This window comes from Mucilaginibacter sp. OK098, from assembly GCF_900142915.1.
Lineage (GTDB): Bacteria > Bacteroidota > Bacteroidia > Sphingobacteriales > Sphingobacteriaceae > Mucilaginibacter.
In genome coordinates this window covers 342,679-362,386 of sequence record NZ_FRCM01000006.1, presented here as the reverse complement: position 1 = coordinate 362,386, position 19,708 = coordinate 342,679, and the positions used below count along the sequence as shown (strand labels likewise).

Annotated in this window: 16 protein-coding genes; 9 read left to right on the top strand and 7 right to left on the bottom strand. The window is 37.7% G+C overall.

Annotated elements, in window-relative coordinates; all coding sequences use genetic code 11:
* Positions 1 to 91: 91 nt before the first annotated feature.
* Positions 92 to 1,075, bottom strand: coding sequence for a GlxA family transcriptional regulator (locus BUE31_RS21430; RefSeq protein WP_073405888.1), 984 nt, complete (start codon positions 1,073 to 1,075; stop codon positions 92 to 94).
* Between the two features lie 146 nt (positions 1,076 to 1,221).
* Between BUE31_RS21430 and BUE31_RS21425 the strand changes: the two genes are divergently transcribed.
* The 6 genes from BUE31_RS21425 to BUE31_RS21400 all read left to right on the top strand — a co-directional run bounded on the left by BUE31_RS21425 (position 1,222) and on the right by BUE31_RS21400 (position 9,938).
* The gene (locus tag BUE31_RS21425) at positions 1,222 to 2,085 is read left to right on the top strand and encodes an SDR family oxidoreductase (protein WP_073405887.1); all 864 of its coding nucleotides are present in this window, start codon (positions 1,222 to 1,224) and stop codon (positions 2,083 to 2,085) included.
* Positions 2,086 to 2,177: 92 nt separating this feature from the next.
* A complete protein-coding gene (locus tag BUE31_RS21420) occupies positions 2,178 to 2,492 on the top strand; it encodes a hypothetical protein (RefSeq protein WP_073405886.1) in 315 nt (104 codons plus the stop codon).
* A gap of 829 nt (positions 2,493 to 3,321) precedes the next feature.
* Positions 3,322 to 3,930, top strand: coding sequence for an RNA polymerase sigma factor (locus BUE31_RS21415; protein ID WP_073405885.1), 609 nt, complete (start codon positions 3,322 to 3,324; stop codon positions 3,928 to 3,930).
* Between the two features lie 46 nt (positions 3,931 to 3,976).
* Positions 3,977 to 4,921 (top strand): FecR family protein, encoded by a 945-nt coding sequence (locus BUE31_RS21410; RefSeq protein WP_073405884.1) that lies wholly within the window; start codon positions 3,977 to 3,979, stop codon positions 4,919 to 4,921.
* 147 nt (positions 4,922 to 5,068) lie between these two features.
* Positions 5,069 to 8,389, top strand: a complete 3,321-nt coding sequence (locus tag BUE31_RS21405) for a SusC/RagA family TonB-linked outer membrane protein (RefSeq protein WP_159440725.1) — start codon at positions 5,069 to 5,071, stop codon at positions 8,387 to 8,389.
* A gap of 34 nt (positions 8,390 to 8,423) precedes the next feature.
* Complete coding sequence (locus BUE31_RS21400; RefSeq protein ID WP_073405882.1) at positions 8,424 to 9,938, top strand: RagB/SusD family nutrient uptake outer membrane protein; 1,515 nt, start codon at positions 8,424 to 8,426, stop codon at positions 9,936 to 9,938.
* A 118-nt stretch (positions 9,939 to 10,056) separates the two neighbouring features.
* On the opposite strand, the gene BUE31_RS21395 is transcribed toward BUE31_RS21400, so the two are convergent.
* The 6 genes from BUE31_RS21395 to BUE31_RS21370 all read right to left on the bottom strand — a co-directional run bounded on the left by BUE31_RS21395 (position 10,057) and on the right by BUE31_RS21370 (position 15,822).
* Positions 10,057 to 11,328 (bottom strand): glycosyltransferase, encoded by a 1,272-nt coding sequence (locus BUE31_RS21395; protein ID WP_073405881.1) that lies wholly within the window; start codon positions 11,326 to 11,328, stop codon positions 10,057 to 10,059.
* Between the two features lie 66 nt (positions 11,329 to 11,394).
* A complete protein-coding gene (locus BUE31_RS21390) occupies positions 11,395 to 11,961 on the bottom strand; it encodes a Crp/Fnr family transcriptional regulator (RefSeq protein ID WP_073405880.1) in 567 nt (188 codons plus the stop codon).
* A gap of 154 nt (positions 11,962 to 12,115) precedes the next feature.
* Positions 12,116 to 13,039 carry a hypothetical protein gene (locus tag BUE31_RS21385; protein ID WP_073405879.1) on the bottom strand — a complete coding sequence of 308 codons (924 nt, stop codon included), beginning with the start codon at positions 13,037 to 13,039 and terminating at the stop codon, positions 12,116 to 12,118.
* A gap of 70 nt (positions 13,040 to 13,109) precedes the next feature.
* Entirely contained in the window at positions 13,110 to 14,120 is a 1,011-nt protein-coding gene (locus tag BUE31_RS31155; protein ID WP_159440724.1) for a collagen-like protein, read from the bottom strand.
* Positions 14,121 to 14,484: 364 nt separating this feature from the next.
* Positions 14,485 to 14,943: a nuclear transport factor 2 family protein gene (locus tag BUE31_RS21375; RefSeq protein ID WP_073405877.1), complete on the bottom strand. Its 459-nt coding sequence runs from the start codon at positions 14,941 to 14,943 to the stop codon at positions 14,485 to 14,487.
* A 54-nt stretch (positions 14,944 to 14,997) separates the two neighbouring features.
* Positions 14,998 to 15,822, bottom strand: a complete 825-nt coding sequence (locus BUE31_RS21370; RefSeq protein ID WP_073405876.1) for a helix-turn-helix domain-containing protein — start codon at positions 15,820 to 15,822, stop codon at positions 14,998 to 15,000.
* Positions 15,823 to 15,931: 109 nt separating this feature from the next.
* On the opposite strand from BUE31_RS21370, the gene BUE31_RS31715 reads away from it, so the two are divergent.
* The 3 genes from BUE31_RS31715 to BUE31_RS21350 all read left to right on the top strand — a co-directional run bounded on the left by BUE31_RS31715 (position 15,932) and on the right by BUE31_RS21350 (position 19,693).
* Positions 15,932 to 16,183 carry a LytTR family transcriptional regulator DNA-binding domain-containing protein gene (locus BUE31_RS31715; protein WP_073405875.1) on the top strand — a complete coding sequence of 84 codons (252 nt, stop codon included), beginning with the start codon at positions 15,932 to 15,934 and terminating at the stop codon, positions 16,181 to 16,183.
* A gap of 956 nt (positions 16,184 to 17,139) precedes the next feature.
* On the top strand, positions 17,140 to 18,540 hold the full coding sequence (locus BUE31_RS21360; RefSeq protein WP_073405874.1) for an undecaprenyl-phosphate glucose phosphotransferase: 1,401 nt from the start codon (positions 17,140 to 17,142) through the stop codon (positions 18,538 to 18,540).
* 349 nt (positions 18,541 to 18,889) lie between these two features.
* On the top strand, positions 18,890 to 19,693 hold the full coding sequence (locus BUE31_RS21350) for a polysaccharide biosynthesis/export family protein (protein ID WP_073405872.1): 804 nt from the start codon (positions 18,890 to 18,892) through the stop codon (positions 19,691 to 19,693).
* Positions 19,694 to 19,708: the final 15 nt, after the last annotated feature.

The following is a 19,708-nucleotide window of genomic DNA, read 5'->3' as shown; positions in this document are numbered from 1 at the left end:
TATCCAGCAATAGTGGCTATTTTGTAGGGATTATAAAAAGAGCAATTTGAGTGACGATACCCTCCACAGCCCCAACTAATCATAAAATCTATTAAGAAACTACAGATTCTTTATTATATTTATTGCGATACTCTAATGGAGATAACCCAGTAATTTTCTTGAAAATATTTCTGAACGCCTTCAAATCAGAATAGCCAACATCATACATTACTTCATTAACATTCTTCCTTGTTGATTCAAAACTTTTTTTTGCGGCTTCTACTTTTATTCGTTGCATATATTCAAACGGACTGTTTCCTGTAGCCTTCTTAAATCTTCTATCAAAAGTTCGCCTGTCAATAGAAACTTTTGCAGAGAGTTCCTCTACAATAATTTTATTGCCAATATTTTTTTCAATAAATAATTGTGCTTTTTTTATCTCGTCATCTTTATGATTTTTTTGTCCTGAGAAAATTATAAAATCCGACTGATTATTCCTGTCCAGGTCAACTCCGGAAATCTTAGCACAATAAATTGCAGTTTCTCTATCATAATATTTTTCAATAATATGTAGTATTAAATTCATGGAGAAAATAGCCCCACCTGAAGTATAAACTCCATGTTCCTCAGTAATTATTTTTTCAATTGTAAGATTAACTTCCGGGTACAACCTTTTAAAAACTTCGGCAGTACGCCAATGCGTTGAACATTGTTTCCCATTCAATAATCCGGCAGATGCAAGTATAAACGCGCCGGTACATAAACTCGCCACTTCAGAACCTTCTTTATATTGACTTTTTACCCAATCAATCATTCTTTTATTCTGTTTTAATGATGTCTCAATGTTGTCACCGAGAGACGGCACAATAATCATATCTGTTTTCATCACTTCGTCAAAGCTCCTATCCTGGTGCATCGAAAAAGAACCATGTTTTACAATATTTTCTTTTGCATCACCTATCAAAGTAGTTTTAAAAACAGCGCCCTTTCCTCTTTCAATAAAGTACTCATTGGCCCTTTCGATCACTTCAATAGTTAAAATTAAACTGCTTGATGCGGTTGCTCTATTGGGTAAAAGGATTGCAAGTTGTTTCATTCGGTTTTTTTGGTAAAGGTAAAACACTTGATTGTCCTAAACAACACCATAGAATGTCTGATTTACACACTATTAGGGTGTGGTATTGCACATACATTTGTAGTCATAAAAATCAAACAAATTAAAATTGTTCAAAAAAAACAATCATGGAAAAAAAAGTCATTTTAATTACGGGAACAAATAGCGGTTTTGGTTGGCTCACAGCTAACACTTGTGCAACTTTAGGGCACAAAGTATATGCTACAATGCGTGAAACAAAAGGTCGTAATGCTGAAAAAGCAAAGGCATTGGTTCAGCAAGAAAACATTGAGGTGTTAGAAGTAGATGTTACAAATGGAAAACAGGTAACAGATGCAATTGCCACTATCATTAAAAAAGAAGGTAGAATTGATGTGGTAGTAAATAATGCAGGAATCTCCGCAGTCGGAATTGCTGAATCATTTACCGAAGATGATTTGGATAGAATGCTCAATGTAGCTGTAACAGGACCTTGGAGAATCATTAGAGCAGCTTTGCCTTATATGCGTAAGCAAGGCGAAGGCTTAATTGTAAACATTTCAAGCGTTGGAGGTCGTTTCTCTTTTCCTTTTACAACAGTTTACAATGGTGCTAAGTTCGCAGTTGAAGGGTTAACAGAGGGCTTACATTATGAAGTAAAACCTTTGGGTGTAGATGCGGTGATGATTCAACCTGGTCCGTTTCCCACCGAAGTTTGGGGGAAAGTTGCAACAGGTTCAGATACTACAGTAGTTGCTGGATATGGCGACTTAGCAAAAGTTCCCGAACAAATTATAGCAGGTTTTAAGCAAATGTTTGAAAACTTAAAACCAAATCCTCAATTGGTTGCCGATGCAATTGTAAAGTTAATTGATACGCCTAAAGGCAAACGGCCTTTAAGAACAGTTGTTGACCCGGCAAGCGGAAGCTTTGCTGAAATAGCAAACAAAACTGTTAAGGAGCAATACGAAAGTTATCTAACTGCATTTGGCATGAAAGAAATGTTGAGCTAAATTATTTACTCACAAATAAAGCTATCATAAAGAATGACAGAAAGAAAAGCACAGCAATCATAATTTACTCACTAACAATTAAGATCAATAAAATGAAAAAGGTATTAGTCCGCTACAGGATAAAAGCAAACAAAGTTGCAGAGAACGAACAATTCGTTAAAGAGGTTTACAAACAATTGCATGAGAAACAAATTGAAGGTCTTCGATACACTACCGTCAAGCTCGAAGATGGTGTTACCTTTGTTCATATTGCTCATCATGAGAATGAACAAGTTAGTAAAGAATTAAGCAGCTTACCTGCATTTAAAAAATTTACGGAAAACATCAATGATCGTTGCGATGAGCTCCCATTGGTTAGTTCCGTTTCAATCATTGGCTCTTATAACTTTATCTGGGATAGAAATTAAGAATTAAAGTATTAATTATTTTTGAAATCGATTAATTCCTGAATGGGATAACAGGAATTTAGAACGCTATCAACATTTTAACAGTGTCGGCTCCCTTTACCACATGAAGCTGACAACTGTTCACTAACCCAAGGTACTCACTTTGCGCCAGGTGAAACGGTAAGCGGTTCATTACATCACGTTATCACGCTACATTTCATTCTCCGCCAGCCTCCCTTGGATTTGGCGGCAATGAAATTCGTACCTAATAACATAGCCGCCTTTGTTTTAAAAAGAAAAGGCAACACATCGCAGTCACAAAATTAGCACCGCAGAAAACAGTAAAGGGCATGTAAATGGTGCGGTGTGTTTTTTTGGCAGCACCACCCTTGACAGTTTTCTGCTTACTGCTGTCGGTTGTTTAAGCGATGCCGTGTTATGTGTATGTCTCAAGCCAGCGCAAGAACTGATCTTATTTTAGCAACGTTCTTAATGCGGATGTACAATTAGACCGTATAATATAAAATATTCATCTTTTACTTTCAGATTGACGGGAAATTTAAAAGCGAACTTAGGGCTACTTTTTCATGATTTATGGGAGTTTATCTCACTGGTGATGTTACTTATTTGTTACTTTATGTTTTTAACTATTTGAAAATCAACAATTAATTACATTCCTGCCATCGGGGATAAAGGTAGCTAAATTAGCTTCACTCTGTTGTCTTAAAGCGAACCAGAGAGAATATTCAGTTATGCAAAGTGTTAATTTACAATAATTTTGAAAGTGATAATATATATTTAAATTTAGTTTAATATAGTAACTTTTACTTTGGCCTGGTAAATTAGTGTTATGAAACAATATTCGGACGTTCAGTTAATGCTCGAATTGCAAAGTGGAAATCATTGTGCATTCAAAGAAATATATGAGCGTTATGCCGATAAATTAATAGCTATTGCACTAAAAAAAACAGATGACGAAGATGAGGCCATGGATATGGTCCAGGAATTATTCCTGTCGTTATGGAAGAACCGTAACACCATACAGCTTAATGGGTCACTGGCTGCTTATCTCATTGTTTCTGTAAACTATATGGTATTCAGATGGTATAAAAAACAAAAGCAGCAGCCGGTATCTTTAGATATTATTACAGAAGAAAAAGAAAATTACGAAGACAGCACTACTCAAAAAATAAGCATTTCAGAATTGAGCAGGTTAATAAGTGCTGAAGTAAATAATATGCCCGAAAAAATGCGCCAGGTTTATTTGTGCAGCAGGGAGCAGGATATGAACGGGCAGCAAATAGCAACAGAATTAGGGATCTCGCATCAAACAGTACGTAATCAGATCAGTGGAGCCTTAGCCCGGCTTAAAAAATCTGTTCATCAATATTATAATGTTATTCCTTTCGATAATTTCAAAGAATTTTTACTGCTGATATTTTTTTTTCATTTCTTATAGTACAACTGCCGCTTACCTGTCACTTATTAGGTATATAGCCAAATAAGTGAACGAACAGGAAATTAAAAAGCTTCTAAAAAAATTCCATTCAGGTAAATGCACCGACGAAGAATTAGCCTTGCTGAAGGCAAGGATGCATGAATTTGATTCCGAAACGGATCTTAAACCGTTTAAAGACGGATTAAAGCAAGCACTATGGGAACGAATAGAAATGCAGACCGCGGTTCCTGCGAAGGTTAGACAACTGAATATGATATGGCTGAAAGTTGCGGCTGCTTTGGTGCTGGCAGTTTTAGGCGGCGTTTTATATTCAGGGAGATTCTTCAATCATAATACCAGCGATATAATAGCCTACCAAACGGTTACTGCGCCCAAAGGCCAAATGACCCAGGTGGTATTGCCGGACAATACAGTGGTGAAACTAAATGCTGGCACTACAATTAAATTTCCGGTTAAATTTAGTGACAAAAAACGTGAAGTATTTTTATTGGATGGTGAAGCTTTTTTTGAAGTGGAACACGACGCTTTAAAACCATTTTTAGTTCACACGGACAAAGTTACTACCCAGGTATTAGGTACATCATTCAATATTAAATTTTATAAAGAACTATCTGATATCCAGCTTTTCGTTAAAAGCGGTAAGGTTGAAGCGCACGATCAAACCCACACATTGGGTATGTATACCCCCCGGCAATTGTTAATTTACAATAAACAAAATCAAAGTTTTATAAAACAGGAAGTTGCTGATAGCCACTCGCTCAGCTGGATGAGTGATGAACTTATTTTAGATGACGCTACATTTAAAGAGGTAGCCATTTACCTCCAAAACAGGTATAATATTAATTTCAGATACCTGGGTACAAAACCCAATAGGCAGCATTACTCGGTTAGGTTTCCAAATAAACTTACAATTAAACAGGTGGTGGATATACTACAGGTTATTGATGGCAGATCATATAAACTGCAAGGTAATACAGTAAATATTAAATGATATATAAAGAGAAAACCAATGCCTGCTGTCAACAAGCATTGGCTAATTACAGGTAACTGCCAAAACTAAAACAAGCGGGCAGCTACTAATCACTATTAAAAAAACAAATATATGGAAAAACCTCTAACTCAGATTTTGAGAAAGTTAATGAGTACAGTTTTATTGCTCTTAACTGTTTTAACAGTATCAATGCCGCGGAGGGCTTTGGCAGAACAAAAAAATTCAATTACTGATCAGCCGGTAACGGTAAAGTTTGCTAATGAAACCCTGGATGTTTCACTGGAAAAATTAAAAAAAGCGGTAAATAATGTGTCTTTTAATTACAAACTTGAGGATGTGGCGCAGGTAAAAGTAAAGGAAAGTCAGTTTATCAATAAATCTTTAAAGTATGTACTTGATGCTTTAACCAGCCACACAGCTGTGGAATACAGGGAAAAGTACGGTACTATCATTATTTCCCGTAAAAAAGTTTTACCGGTGGTAAGCAAGGTAGTTATAACAGGTATGGTAACAGACAAAGATGGCCCCCTACCTGGCGTGGTTGTTCGCAGCAAAGCTTCAAATGCGGCAGTCTCTACCGATATAAACGGGAATTTCAAAATAACAATAGAAGAAGGGGATGCCTTGATATTTACCTATGTTGGGTATAAAACACAAACAATAGTTGCAGATCATTCGCCGCTTAATGTAACCCTGGAAAGTGATATGACCGGATTATCAACGGTAGTAGTTGTAGGTTATGGCACTCAAAAAAAGGCAGATATTACCGGGGCGGTTGGGTCTTTAAAAGTTGCAAATGTTAAAGACCGTTCTGTAGGTTCGGTTACTGAAATGCTGCAGGGCCAGGTAGCCGGTGTAACTGTATTAAATGAAGGGGGCGATCCAACAGCCTTGCCCAGCATCAGGGTGCGCGGACAAAGCTCATTTAATAACGAGGGCCCGCTAACAGTTGTGGATGGAACAATTTACAACGGTGGCCCGATAGACCCTAGCGATGTAGAATCTATCGAAGTATTAAAAGATTCATATGCTGCCATTTATGGTGCAAAAGCTGCCGGCGGGGTAATATTAATAACTACCAAGCGCGGTAAACAAGGAAAAACAAATGTTGATATTACCGCAAAAGCTGGCCTGCAAAATGCCGAAAAGATTTTGCATGCATTAAATGCGGCACAATATGCGGATGCTATTAATCAAGCTTATGATAACGCTGGCTTACCCAGGCTGGATGCGTTTAATGCACAGGTAAACCCCGATTCGCGTATCACCAGGACTAATTGGCCCAATGCGCTTTTCAGAACTGGTTATGTACAGGATTATAACCTGAATTTAAGTGGCGGTAGTGAGAAATCTAACTTTTATGTTTCAGGCGGTTACAGAAGAAACGATGCTATTTTGCTGAATACTCATTCAGAAAGGTACAATTTCAGGTTCAACTCTGATCATAAAATTAAAGACTGGCTTAAAATAGGGGAGAGCGCCTCTTTCTCGTACAACAACGGACAAGGCGCAAATACTACAAGTGATTACACAGGTGCAATACTATCCGCTATATTTTATCCTCCCAATGCATCTATTTATAATGCAGATGGAAGTTTTGGCGGTGTACCAGCACAATATGCAGGCTCATATGGCGATGTGATTAACCCGGTAGCTTATCTTAAACGATTGGATAATAGTGATGCTGTAACCAGCCTTAACATAAACCCATATGTTGAAATTAAATTCTTAAAAGATTTTAAATTCAGATCAAACCTGGGGGTTAACAAAAACCTGGAAACAATTAAAAATTTCGGTACCAGGATTTTAGAGCCAGGCAAGAAGTTTTTCGATAATTCGCTGTTCCAGGAAGATAATAATTTTATTACTGTTTTAGCAGAGCAAACTCTTACGTACGACAAAACGATTGGCAATAACCACCATATAACAGCCCTGGCGGGTTATACCTACCAGGACGATACGCAGGAATTTTTTAGTGTTAATACCGATAATTATTTAAGTGAAGACCCTTCATCCCGGTATATTATAAATGGAACCCTTGCACCAACCGGCATCCCCTTACAGGGACAAAAAAATGAAAATGCCCTCATCTCCTATATTGGCAGGGTTGGTTATGAATATAAAGAGAGATACCTTATTAATGGTATTATACGGAGGGATGCAACCTCGCAGTTAAGCAGCAAATACCGGTCAGAAAACTACCCCGGGGTATCCGCAGGATGGATCATTAGTAAAGAGCCTTTTTTTCCAACAGAAAGCATAATCTCATTTGCCAAGCTGAGGGCTAGTTATGGCCAGTCAGGTAACCTGGCGGGTTTGCCAAATTTCCCTACTTCCGTTTCTTTAACTAAGACTTCGGGTTATTTGGGTAGCCCCGCAGCTATTATTACAGGTGCAGCAGTAGGAGGAATTTCAAACCCAAATTTACGCTGGGAAAAGGCAGCACAAACAGATATTGGCTTAGATTTAGGCATGCTGAACGGCCAATTAGATGTTACTGTTGATGCTTTTGTAAAAAAGAATACTCAATTTTTGTTTCAACCACCAGTAGCTGCTGTTTACGGCGTATCAAATCCACCATTTGTTAACGGAGGTGAGATCCAAAATAAAGGGATCGAATTAGCGGTTAAATATCAAGGCAGTACAGGGAATTTACATTATAACCTTTCACTCAACGGTTCGTACATTAAAAATAAGATAAATGATATTTTACCGGGCCAGGAAACCATATTGGGTAATCCAACAGTAAGGGACAACCTGGTGCCTGTGCAACTGGTTCAAGGATACCCGCTTTATTCTTTTTTCGGATACCGCACAGCTGGGTTATTCCAGTCACAGGCCGAGGTAAATAATTACAAGGCGCCTGATGGCACACTGATCCAACCAAATGCAAAGCCCGGAGATATAAAATTTGTTGATGTTAACGGCGACGGAAAGCTTAATACAAGCGATAAAGTTTATTTGGGCACACCCTTCCCCAAATTTAATTACGGGTTTACAGCTAACCTTACCTATGCCTCGTTTGACCTCAGCATATTTTTACAAGGAGTAGCAGGTAACAAGCTCTTTAATGGCGTTAAATACACTGGGTTAAACGCATCTATACAAAACTACAACCTGTTAGCTGCAGCAAAAAATGCCTGGACACCTACTAACACCAATACCAATATCCCAAGATTATCAGCTAGCGACCCGAATGGTAATTTTAGTAATGTATCGGATTTTTATGTTGAAAGCGGAGCGTATATGCGGATTAAAAATGCAACACTCGGTTATACTGTAAACAAGAATTTTTGCAATAAAATGGGAATCCGCAGTTTAAGGCTATATGTTGACGCGCAAAACCTGGTAACATTTACTAAATACACAGGCCTTGACCCGGAAATAGGCATTGGCCAGAACGGAGTTGATCTGGGGCTTTATCCGCCGTCAAGAATAGTTTTATTAGGTGTTAATGTTGGATTATAATTTACCAAGTAAAGGATTTTAAAATAAAAGAGTCATGAAATTTAAGAATATATATACCTGCACCATTTTAAGTATTATAATTTTAATGGCAGTGCAAGGTTGCAAAAAGGGCACCCTGGATAACATTAAGCCAACGGGTACGCCAACCACGGCCAACTTTTGGAAAACAGCCAGTGATGCCCAGCAAGCTGCCAATGGTTTGTATGAATTGCAAAGTAACAGTGAAGATATGTATGGGCGCGGTTTCTTTTGGTTTATAAACGCAAGCGATGACATGGTTGTAGGCCGTACATCTTCTGACAGGCAAAATATAAAAAACTTTGTTTGTACCGGAAACGAAGGCAGTATTTACGCGCCATGGTCATTACATTTTGTAGTAATGAAAAGAGCTAATGATATTATTAATAATGTTCCGGCTATAAACATGGATCAGGCAGCTAAAAACTTTATTCTTGGGCAGGCATATTTTGTTCATGCCACCATGCACCTGGAAATTGCCGATCTTTATGGAAGCAACACACAAGGCGCACCTTTACAGAACAGGGCTAACCCAATTGCATTTCCTTTGCAGCCGGCATCTGTAAAGGATAACTATGCTTATATCATATCTGACCTTAAAAAGGCCGCCTCTCTTTTACCGTATTTTGACAAGCTTGCCCCTGCCGATTATGGGAGAGCACACAAAACTGCAGCATGGGCCTACCTGGCAAAAGCATACCTGCATGCTAAAGATTATGCCAATGCGGAAAAATATGCCGACTCAGTAATTTTAAGCGGTAAACATCAATTGTTAGGTAACTATGCAGATGTATTTAAAATTGCCAATAACTATAGTTCAGAATATATTTGGTCGGTGGCCAGCAGTTCAAACGGACAGAGCATATTGCCAGGTGCGATGCTGGAAAATAAAGGATGGGGTTTGTATAATGGTTTTGGCTATTTCCAGCCAACTAAAGAACTTGTTGACGAATTTGAAACTGGCGATAAAAGGTTGCAGACAACCATTCTTAAACAAGGCGATACCTTTCAGTATTTCGGGCAAACTTATACTTATCCCATCGGCGGAAAGAGTAACAGCTTAACCGGCTACCAATTTAATAAATATATGGAGCCTTTCAGTTATGCGGGTGGTATTCATATAAGTCCTAATGGTGATGAACCATCAACCGATTTAAATGTACCCTTGTTACGTTATGCTGAAGTAATATTATTCAAGGCCGAAGCTGAAATTATGCAGAGCAAAAGTGGTGATGCCGAGATCAATTTAATCCGCCAGAGAGCAGGTTTAGCCCCTATATCGGGTGCAACCATGGCTAATTTAAAGCACGAGCGTCGTTGCGAGCTTGCAGGTGAATGGAGTGACAGGAATTTTGACCTGGTTCGCTGGGGCGATGCGCAGCTTGCCTATGCCAAGCCATTACACGGGGCCAACGGCTCTGTTGTTTGGCCCGCCCGTAATTTTGTTCCGGCCAGGGACAATGTTTGGCCTATCCCACCAAAAGATATCCAGATAAGCCAGGGCCAGCTTAAACAAAATGCAGGTTGGTAATTTGAAATTAGAACTAAAGAACCGGTCCAGGCCGGTTTTTTAGTTCTAATTTAGATGAAAAATCATTGTCGTACTATTATTAAGTATACGCCAGCGAATTTCCTCTATCCTTTTTATTTTAAGGAAGAGTTTCATTAAAGTACTTTTCAATTTCATTCACCGCATTTTCAAGCCCGGTTTCATTTCTGATTTGCTGGCCGATAATTGCTACGCAATTCTTTATTTCAGATGACTGAACTTTTGTTAAAGCGGAAATTAGCTTATCGGCATTGAGTTTTTTTACAGGGATGTGAACGCCTAGTTTCATCCGTTCTATTATTTTCCCCCAGGTTGGCTGGTCGGTATAAAATGAAATAATAATTACCGGCAGGTTGTGCCGCAACATAGCAGCCAGCGTGCCTGCACCACCATGAAATATCCCCACCTTACATTTTGGTAAAACAGCCTCATGGTTTACATATTTTGTTACGAACAGGTTCTTATGTTGGGGTAAGTTTTTAAAAAGCGACCACCCTGTGCAAAATATGATCCGTTCATTGGTTTTGTTCAGAATCGTATTTAAGATATTTATAAACTTTTCTGTATTGCCAACGCCATTACTGCCAAAACCCATATATATGGGTTTATCGCCTTGCTGTAACCAATTATTTAATTCGATTGGGCTCTCATCCGGAAAATGACCTGCTATTCTTTTTTCAGGAACAGTTAAAAAGCCGGTTATTTTATGGTTATCATCCCAATCTTTGGGTTGAGGGATCAGGCTTGGGCTTAAGCAATATAAGTCCAGTGGTTTTTGTTTACCAATATAATCTATAAGGTTTTCCTTTAAAGCAGGCAGGCCTAATTCTTGTCTGAATTCGTTGGTTTCTCTCTTTACAAATTTCCAGAAAAAAACATGTGCCAGCTTATAAGTCAGCTTATTATACCAGGGGAAATTAAGGAAGTCGAAGTCACCTAGTGGGAACTCAGTCGTAGGGACAACTGGTGGCATAAAATAGGTTAACGCAATTCTTTTATTTTGCTTTTCCGCTATTGCATACGTAATTGGCAGTGTTGCAGCATTTGCTATAATAAAATCTATTTTGTTAATTCCTTCAATATAGCTTTTGCGCAACGGAACCCTTATTTCATGAAGTACTTTAAAAAAATACTTCATCAGCTTAATGGTGTTCTCGGTTTGTAATACGCTTTGCCCTTCGGGTGAGTTCATTCCCTCCTCGGCGTTACCATGCAATGGATGAAAGGCAATGCCAAAACCCTCAACTAATTCCTTGAAATTTTCAGGGGCTGCAATAATTACCTGGTGGTCTTTGTCAATAAGTCCTAATGCCAAAGCAATATATGGCTGTATATCGCCCCGCGTTCCGTAAGTGAAAATTCCTATGTTCAATTGTAGCCTGTTTATTCACAAAGGAACTGATTTACTGAGCGACTTCTTTTAGCAATTGCTAAAAAATTAACTTTTGCTTTTTCTGATCCTGCTAAGTGTAACCTGATTCATTCCAAGATACGAGGCTATATATCCTAAAGAAACTTTCTGCAAAAGATCTGGATAAGCTTTTATAAAGTCACGGTAGCGTTGTTTGGCAGTTAAAAATTGTATAGCATCAATTTTTTGTTGTAATACAAGGATGGTTTGTATCGCAATTAATCTGCCTAACCGTTCAATTTCATGGTATTTATCATACAGTTCCTGCAAATCATAAAAACTAATGGAGATAACAGTTGTATCCTCTAATAGTTCAACAGAATGCATTCCTGTTTTAGTAGGAAAGTGTCGTACTACCGGGCCTATAACACTGTTTTCTAAACCAAACCAATCGGTAATTTCCTTTCCATCCTTAAAATAATAGGCCCGGGCTAATCCTTTTTCAATAAAAAACAAATGTTCGCATCTTGATAATTCTTTAATGAGAATATGGTTTTTACTATACTTAGCTTTTTTTAATTTACTAATTATGGCTGATTGTGCGTTATCTGAAAGCGGGGTAACATTATTAAGGTAATTTAAAAATTGTATCATTTATTGTATTAATTCATTTAAATAAATCTACAATAAATACCCGGTTCGGAATTCCTAATTGGTCATATAGTGATTAAATGTAACTATTCTAACGGCCTTTATGGAAGGTTAGGATAGTGAACGGGCTTTTAATGTGTGTATGTTTCCTGGTGTGTTATTTACAGCTATATGCATATGTTTCAGAAAAAGTATAATTGCTACCAACCTGCCCTGTTTGGTTTTGGATATTGCTCCTGGTCATGGGCAAGCCCTTGTCATTATAGGTATAAGTCATGGTTCTGCTATATATGTACGTTGCTGATCCGATGTAGGTAGCATTAAGCGTAAAATCCATCGGGTTATTTTGGCTGAGTGCTGTCAGAAGTGATTCCACATCATAAGGGTCAACCCAGTCTGGTGCTAAGGCTAATTTCCAATAAGGCATATTTACATAAGGGTTGGGCTTGTCATCATAAGCGGATACCGTTATTGTTGTGGTACCGCGTACGCCCGTGATGTTTTCAATTACCATCTTTATAACATTGTTTTTATCATTATAAAAAATATCCATCTTAACCCTGCCAGAACCGTTAAGCGTAAGCCGCTCCACATAATATAGCCGGTTTTGCTTATCGAAATCAAGGCTATACCCATAATAAGCGATTGGAGAATTAATTATATCGCCCGGCTTATAATCTTGCTCCGGTGTTCCGAATGTCTTTTCCGAAGCCGGCAGAAGCCCCGTTACATTGCCATACTGGTAGAGGGTTGTAGACGGAAAGTACTGGCTTGACCTGGCCCCACCAACTTCGAGACTTACATTACTTACAGCACCCGGGGATGAGTAGAATATAGTATCTCTTAGGATAGGATACCCGGGCTGGGTGTTATTATAATGCGCATAGTTTGTCATTTGGTTATTCTTATCATAATAATAATAATAAGTTCTGCCGTCAAACGGCCCTCTATCGACTAGATGATTTGTTACCATACAACCGGTATTAGTAATTTTAATAGGCGGGGTTGACTGAACCCCGCTTTTTTTGCATGCGGCAAAGCTGATTGCAATGCCTATTGCTAAAATCATTATCTTTTTCATATAGATTATTTTTAAATTAGTTTAAACAGGCGCTCGTTTGTATGTTTTTTGACCTGTGGTTTTATCCCCGCTACCGAACGCCCAGGAACCTGCTTACCTCATTGTAATTGTTAAGATTAATATGGTTTTGGTGGATGGAGCCCAGGAGTGTGCCGCTTACGGTTATAACCTTATATTTTGTTGTAGGCAAACTATAAGAAGCTACGTCAGGTGGAGTACTATTAAGTGCAGTAAAATAAAACTCCAACCTTACATTACCAACAGAGGTTATATAGGCCCAATTATAGGTATAATCCCCAGTTCCACCAGGTATAAAATAAAAAGGCAGTGGCTGCCACTCTATTTCTGAATACATTGGTGTCGACTGGAAATAAACCAGTATCATGCCCGTGTTTAACAGATCAGTAGTGATCAAAGCATTTGCACGGTCGTAATGTATAGATGGCTGTCTGGCTGAGGCACCTGGTGCGATTCCCACAAAAAAAGGATCACTATATACCCAGGCACCAGTAGATACCGTAAATACATCAGTTTTTACATTGGCATTCCCTTCGGGCCCCTGTGGCCCGGCCGGGCCTTGTAAATTTATAGGTATGCCCCATTCAGAAGCCGTTTTAGGGCCATATAACAGATAGTTTGTTTTGTCAAGGTAATAATCACCATTGTTACCCAGGCTGCTTGCAGGCAAACCTGCACCGCTTAAGGTAGTGCTCCCTGTGGTACCCGTTGCGCCCGCAGCACCGGTTGCTCCTGTAGCACCTGTTGTCCCCGCAGGTCCTTTTAATGAAAAGCCTGTACCCCAGCCTGCGGTTGTTTTAGGGCCATATAATAAGCCGGTAGCTGTGTTGAGATAAAAATCGCCGGCGTTGCCTTTGTCGGCTGCTGGGGCGGTATTGCCACTATAAATAACACTGCCCGCAATGCCATTTGCCCCGGCCGGCCCAGCGGGACCAACAGCTCCAACCGGGCCTTTATCACCGGCATTGCCCTGGGGGCCTATGGCTCCGTCTTTACCACACTTAACCAATAAGAGCGATAGGCAAATGATTGATAATAAGGATAAATAACGTCGTGTTTTCATGGTAAATGTTTTAATGTTTATGAATTTTGTTTGCATTAACCTTCGTTGATTTATATTTATAGATAATTGTTTTGGAGTGTTCAAAATTTTGTAACCGTTAAGGATATTAATGCAGCCCTTGTTGGTGACAACGCCACCATTGTTCAGAAAAGTAAAAAGAAGACTGAGTGTTGTGCGGGTCCTTCCCCGGAGAAGGAAGAGACGGGAGTTTATGGAGCTTTTACAGATTGATGAGCAAGTGCTGCCACTCCTCGCTTCAAATACACAACTCTACCGTAACCCTCCTATAGGGAAGGGGTTTAATCATTATAATAATCTTCCGAACATTTATGGTGATAACATCAACAAAAGCGAAGACATTGGCTTATTGAACAGATGATATGGTTGCCTGCCTGCCCACCAGTTCCCATTTATCATCAAGCTTCATCCAGATATTGGTGTATCTTCTGATTACTGTTTTACCGGCGTGATCTGTTGCTTTTTCAGGTTTCACTTCTTCGCGGCCCATCACGATTGCTGTATTGCCAATAATGGAAATCTTTTCAATAAATTTTTCAAAAATGGTGTAAGCTATCTTACCTGATTTGATGAGCTCTACAATCTGCGGCCTGGTCACCACGATGTTGGCGGGGTTATTGACGACCAGCTCTGGTGACCAATACGTATTTAATAAAGCCGCAATATCGCCTTTTAAAACAGCCTGGCTTTCCAGTCCTTCTAATTTTCTGATCGTTTGTTCTTCCTTTGTCTGCGCCATAGTATTGAAATAAAAGCCTGATATTAAAAGTATCAAAGCAATGGATTTGAATCTCTGTATTTTCATGATGTAAAAATGCACAGAATGCAAAACGGTTTAGGTGTATAAAAACGACATCTTTTAAATTAACTTAAATTGATGCTGAATGGCATTGGCTTCTTCCTGCAATAAGGCCGTTGGCGTAGTTCTTGCAAATTGCTTGAAATCTTTGATGAGATGCTGAAGATCAGTGTAACCGCAGGTAATGGCAATAATAAACCAGCTTAATCCCGGCTGCTGCTCCTTCATTTTAAAGGCTTTATTGAACCTGATGATTCGGTAATAGGTTTGGGGGCTAACCCCGATACGTTCCAGAAACTTCCTTTCTAATTGCCTGGTGGACAAACAAGCCTGCCCCGCTACCCAGTCCAACGAAAAATTAGCGCTTTGGACATTCATCAATTCATTGATTTTGTCTAAAGGATGTTTGTCACGTTTAACGGTTTTGATTTTATCTGCTATATATCGTTCAACAATTTGAATCATTGTTGTATAGTTGCCGGCATTGGCTAATTGTTCATTCACCAGGCGGACCTCGCTGGGTATTACTGATTCTGCATCAATATATTGGTTTTCAAACGCGGAAAGTGGGATCCCCAGTAACCGGAACAAAGCTCCCGGTTGAAAAACCACTTTAAGCATCAGGTAATCCTCGTCAAAGTATAATTGATATGAAGAGGTTTGCTGCTGATTAAAATAACTATAGCTCCGGTATAGTTTATCTCCTGTTTGCAGGTTGATTGATGTTAAACTGCCTTTAGGATTAAAAGTGAGGCATTGTTCAGCATGCGGATAATATAATTTAGTCGGACTTGCAGTTAGTTTCTTAAAATCAAAATGAAGCAACAGGTAATGATCTACAAATTCCTGTACAAAAGGCGAAGGCTTAAAGGATTGATAGATCATTTTATTACTTTAACACTTCCTTAAAAGTACGAAATATTTTTAAACTTACACCCGAACTGTAATAGTTAAACTCTTTTAAAATTACAACGATCAAGATTTTTTAGAAGATGTGCTGTATGTAGAAAGCTGCAAAGATTATATTGAAATTTCCGGAAGCAATTGCCTTTTTTACACCTTAAACAATCAATTACAACTCTGGGGGGCGGCAAATTTATTTGTCCGTACTCATCAATCTTTCATTGTTTCTTTAAACAAAATAACAGCGTACACTAATCTCGATCTAGAAATAGAGACTATTGAATCGCCCATTTGGAGACAGTACACAGGAGTAGTAAAAAAGTGTCCATTAGTAGCTACCTAGCCATTAAATAAATCTGTTTAGCAATTGAAATATTCGGATAAACGGCTTGTTTTATAATTTAGGTTAATATCTATTTTAATTTAATGTATTTTGAGGAAGATAGATAAACTATTTACTTTTTAGCAATATATTAACTGCCTAACCTCCTTTCAATTATAAATAAAATTGTTAAAAAACAGACTAAATGGAAGCTTCAGGTCCCTGACAAAAGAAATTTTGGACTTGTTAATAACTTATTTATTTGTTTGTGAACTTTTTGTGAATTATTTACGTTTTAGTTTTTATCTTTACAAACCAATTTATAAACCAAAGTAATACTTATTTTATGTTAATAATAGTTGCATTGCTTTTTCTGGCAAATGTATTAGTTGTGCTATTGAAATTTCAAAAAAGGAAAGAATACTAATTCCTGATAGTTTTCAATATTTAGATTATTTAAAAGCCCAAAAAAGGTTTCTCTATAGTAGTCAATAAGCTCACGTAACTAGTTTAAGTATTAGTTAATGACTTGTTTTACCTCATTTGTATTGCCAGCCCCCGGCACTAACTCTTTAGTTCCCCTTCAAAAAAACAATAAATAGTGTATAATAAACAATATTCAACCAAGCTGGTTCTCAGTTGGGCCTGAATTTTTATTGTTTTTAATGTATTTTTTACGAAACTTTATTAATTATCAGGATTATTTGTTACTTTGCGTGCAATTAGTCTTGGAGTTATATAAAAATTACGTTAAAAATAGGTTAAAATAGTTTTAACGCCATATTTTAGTTGTTTTTATTTAAATTATTCAAAGAAATTTCAATATTAAGCCAAATTTATTTGGTAAAAGTGAAATTTTTAATACTTTTTTGTTGAAAGTATTCGAATTTGGTGTGTTAAGTACAGAAAAACACACTAACCACAGGATAAATAGTATTTGATTTCTTTAATTTATTTTTTGACACTTATATCATTAAATGGTTAATCGCTACAGTACATTTATAAAGGCAATCAATCTTACCACCGATTATTTTATACTCAATGTTAGTATGGTGGTACCATACTACCTGGGAAATAGCATACATTTTATAGATGTAAATAATCAAAAGTATATACAAATAGTCTTGATTTTTAACCTTACGTGGCTCCTGTCGGCTAATATAATTGGGTTGTATGAAAATATTTTAGCGGAGGATTCGATAAGTACATTTCGCAATGTTCTAAAAACGCATCTTTTATTTATTGCTTTATTATGTGGCATAAATATTATGGTTGGCGCCAATGCCTATTTTATTACACGTGGGTACGTATTTTACTCTGCCATTTTATTTGGCTTTTTACTCTGGTCATGGAAGCTTATTTTTTTAAGTATCCGCAAAAGTAAACGAAGCACCTTATTCAATTCCCGGAATGTGATAATTATAGGATACGGTAATACTGGTATTGATCTCCATAATTTTTTTAATCAGAATAAAGATCGCGGGTATAAATTATTAGGTTTTTTTGATGATAATCCTGAACGGATTACAGATAAGGAAAAGTACCTGGGGCATACAATGGATTGTATTAATTATGTATTAAACAATAAAACTGATGAAATTTTTTTTACACTTCCGGTTACTGAAACCATTAAAATTCAACAATTATTAATTGATGCAGATAAAAATCTTATTCGTTTAAGGTTTGTACCGCCGTACTATGAATACGGTATGAAGCAGTTAACGGTACAGAGCTTTGGCCATATTCCGGTGATATCTGTTAGGCCTGAACCGCTTGAAAATGTACTTAACCGTTTTTTTAAAAGGGCATTTGATATAGGGTTTTCGTTATTTGTTTTGATTTTTATTTTTAGCTGGTTCTTTCCGATAATAGCGCTTTTAATAAAAGCGAGTTCAAAAGGTCCGGTGCTTTTTAAACAGTTAAGATCAGGGCGGGATAACAGGACTTTTATTTGCTACAAATTCAGAAGCATGAAAGTAAACGACGAATCGGACGAAAAACAAGCATCACAAACCGATCACCGTGTAACTAAGATTGGCGCCTTTATGCGGCGGACCAGTATTGATGAGCTGCCTCAATTTTTTAATGTTTTAATTGGAAACATGTCTGTTGTAGGCCCAAGACCACACATGGTAAAGCATACTAACCAATACGCTCAATTAATTGACAGGTATATGGTGCGGCATTTTTTAAAGCCAGGTATTACGGGCTGGGCGCAGGTGCAAGGTCACAGGGGAGAAACGCGAACTACTGAAGCTATGCTGCAACGCATAGAAGCAGATGTATGGTACCTTGAAAATTGGTCTTTTCTGCTTGATCTCAAAATAATTTTCTTAACTGTCTGGAATATTAGCAAAGGAGAGAAGAATGCGTATTGAAACCGGGGCCGAAAAGCCAGGGCTTTATTTTACAAATACGAGAATTAAAACGCATCTCCTGTGGTGTATAGAGCCCCTGAGGCTTTATTATTCAAAATCGCAACATTCATTATTATTTTTTGCAAATTTTTTCAACTTTTATCGTTATAATTACATTATTAATAATATATTTACCTTTGAAAGATTAAATAAGCAATTTATAGTGCAAATTTCTGCGAAATGATAAATTTAACAATGGGTTTTATTATTAGTTGCAGGGATCTTAAAAATGGCTTTCAAAGAATTATATATAAAATAAAATTATTAATCACCGGCATGTTAAACTGAAATTTTAAAACTTAAGGCCTTCATGATAAAATACGCTTTTGAAAAACTATTTATACTATGTGTGCTTGTAATTTTCTTTTCGGCATGCGGCAATGAAAAAAAACTTGTTTATTTTCAAAAGGGAAATAACCTGCAGGACAGTATCTCTATTGCAGAAGCTTATATTCCCAAAATACAGGCCGGCGATATATTATCAATTTATGTAAGCTCAATAACTCCTGAGGCGAGCATTTACTTTAATCCATATAGTAGCGGAGGAGGCAGTACCAGCTCAGGTGGTTCAGGTAACGGAAACTCTTCAACAGGGGCTGGTCAATCTTCAGTGCCCGGCTACCTTGTTGATCGCTCGGGCAAAATTGAGGTACCGGTAATTGGCGTTGTTAAAGCAGGCGGGCTCACCACTTCGCAATTAGCCGATACATTAAAGGTGTTGTTAAAGCCTTATTTAACTAACCCGATAGTTTCAGTTAGATTTTTAAACTTTAAAATATTGGTTTTAGGTGAAGTAGCCAGGCCGGATGTGTATAATATACCCAATGAAATGATTTCACTTACCGATGCGATAGGGATGGCTGGTGATTTAACTGTAACAGGCAGAAGGGATAGCATTCAAATCATCAGGGAGGTTAATGGTAAAAAAGAATTTGGCTACGTGAATTTAGGTGACAGAGCGCTTTTTAGCTCTCCCTACTACTATCTGCATGCCCACGATATTGTTTACGTTAAACCTTCTAAATATAAGGCGCAGCGTAACGATAGGTTTCTTACTTATATTCCTGTAGGAATAAGTTTGTTGTCTCTAATAATTCTTATATCCAGGAAGTAACACAAGCGAGATTAA

Excerpts from the sequence above, each read along its gene's own strand:
- BUE31_RS21425 (WP_073405887.1), top strand. The coding sequence starts at position 1,222 with ATGGAAAAAAAAGTCATTTTAATTACGGGAACAAATAGCGGTTTTGGT.
- BUE31_RS21420 (WP_073405886.1), top strand. The coding sequence starts at position 2,178 with ATGAAAAAGGTATTAGTCCGCTACAGGATAAAAGCAAACAAAGTTGCA.
- BUE31_RS21350 (WP_073405872.1), top strand. The coding sequence starts at position 18,890 with ATGATAAAATACGCTTTTGAAAAACTATTTATACTATGTGTGCTTGTA.
- BUE31_RS21370 (WP_073405876.1), bottom strand. The coding sequence starts at position 15,822 with ATGATCTATCAATCCTTTAAGCCTTCGCCTTTTGTACAGGAATTTGTA.
- BUE31_RS31155 (WP_159440724.1), bottom strand. The coding sequence starts at position 14,120 with ATGAAAACACGACGTTATTTATCCTTATTATCAATCATTTGCCTATCG.
- BUE31_RS21430 (WP_073405888.1), bottom strand. The coding sequence starts at position 1,075 with ATGAAACAACTTGCAATCCTTTTACCCAATAGAGCAACCGCATCAAGC.
- BUE31_RS21375 (WP_073405877.1), bottom strand. The coding sequence starts at position 14,943 with ATGAAAATACAGAGATTCAAATCCATTGCTTTGATACTTTTAATATCA.
- BUE31_RS21405 (WP_159440725.1), top strand. The coding sequence starts at position 5,069 with ATGAGTACAGTTTTATTGCTCTTAACTGTTTTAACAGTATCAATGCCG.
- BUE31_RS21415 (WP_073405885.1), top strand. The coding sequence starts at position 3,322 with ATGAAACAATATTCGGACGTTCAGTTAATGCTCGAATTGCAAAGTGGA.
- BUE31_RS21360 (WP_073405874.1), top strand. The coding sequence starts at position 17,140 with ATGGTTAATCGCTACAGTACATTTATAAAGGCAATCAATCTTACCACC.
- BUE31_RS21400 (WP_073405882.1), top strand. The coding sequence starts at position 8,424 with ATGAAATTTAAGAATATATATACCTGCACCATTTTAAGTATTATAATT.
- BUE31_RS21385 (WP_073405879.1), bottom strand. The coding sequence starts at position 13,039 with ATGAAAAAGATAATGATTTTAGCAATAGGCATTGCAATCAGCTTTGCC.
- BUE31_RS21390 (WP_073405880.1), bottom strand. The coding sequence starts at position 11,961 with ATGATACAATTTTTAAATTACCTTAATAATGTTACCCCGCTTTCAGAT.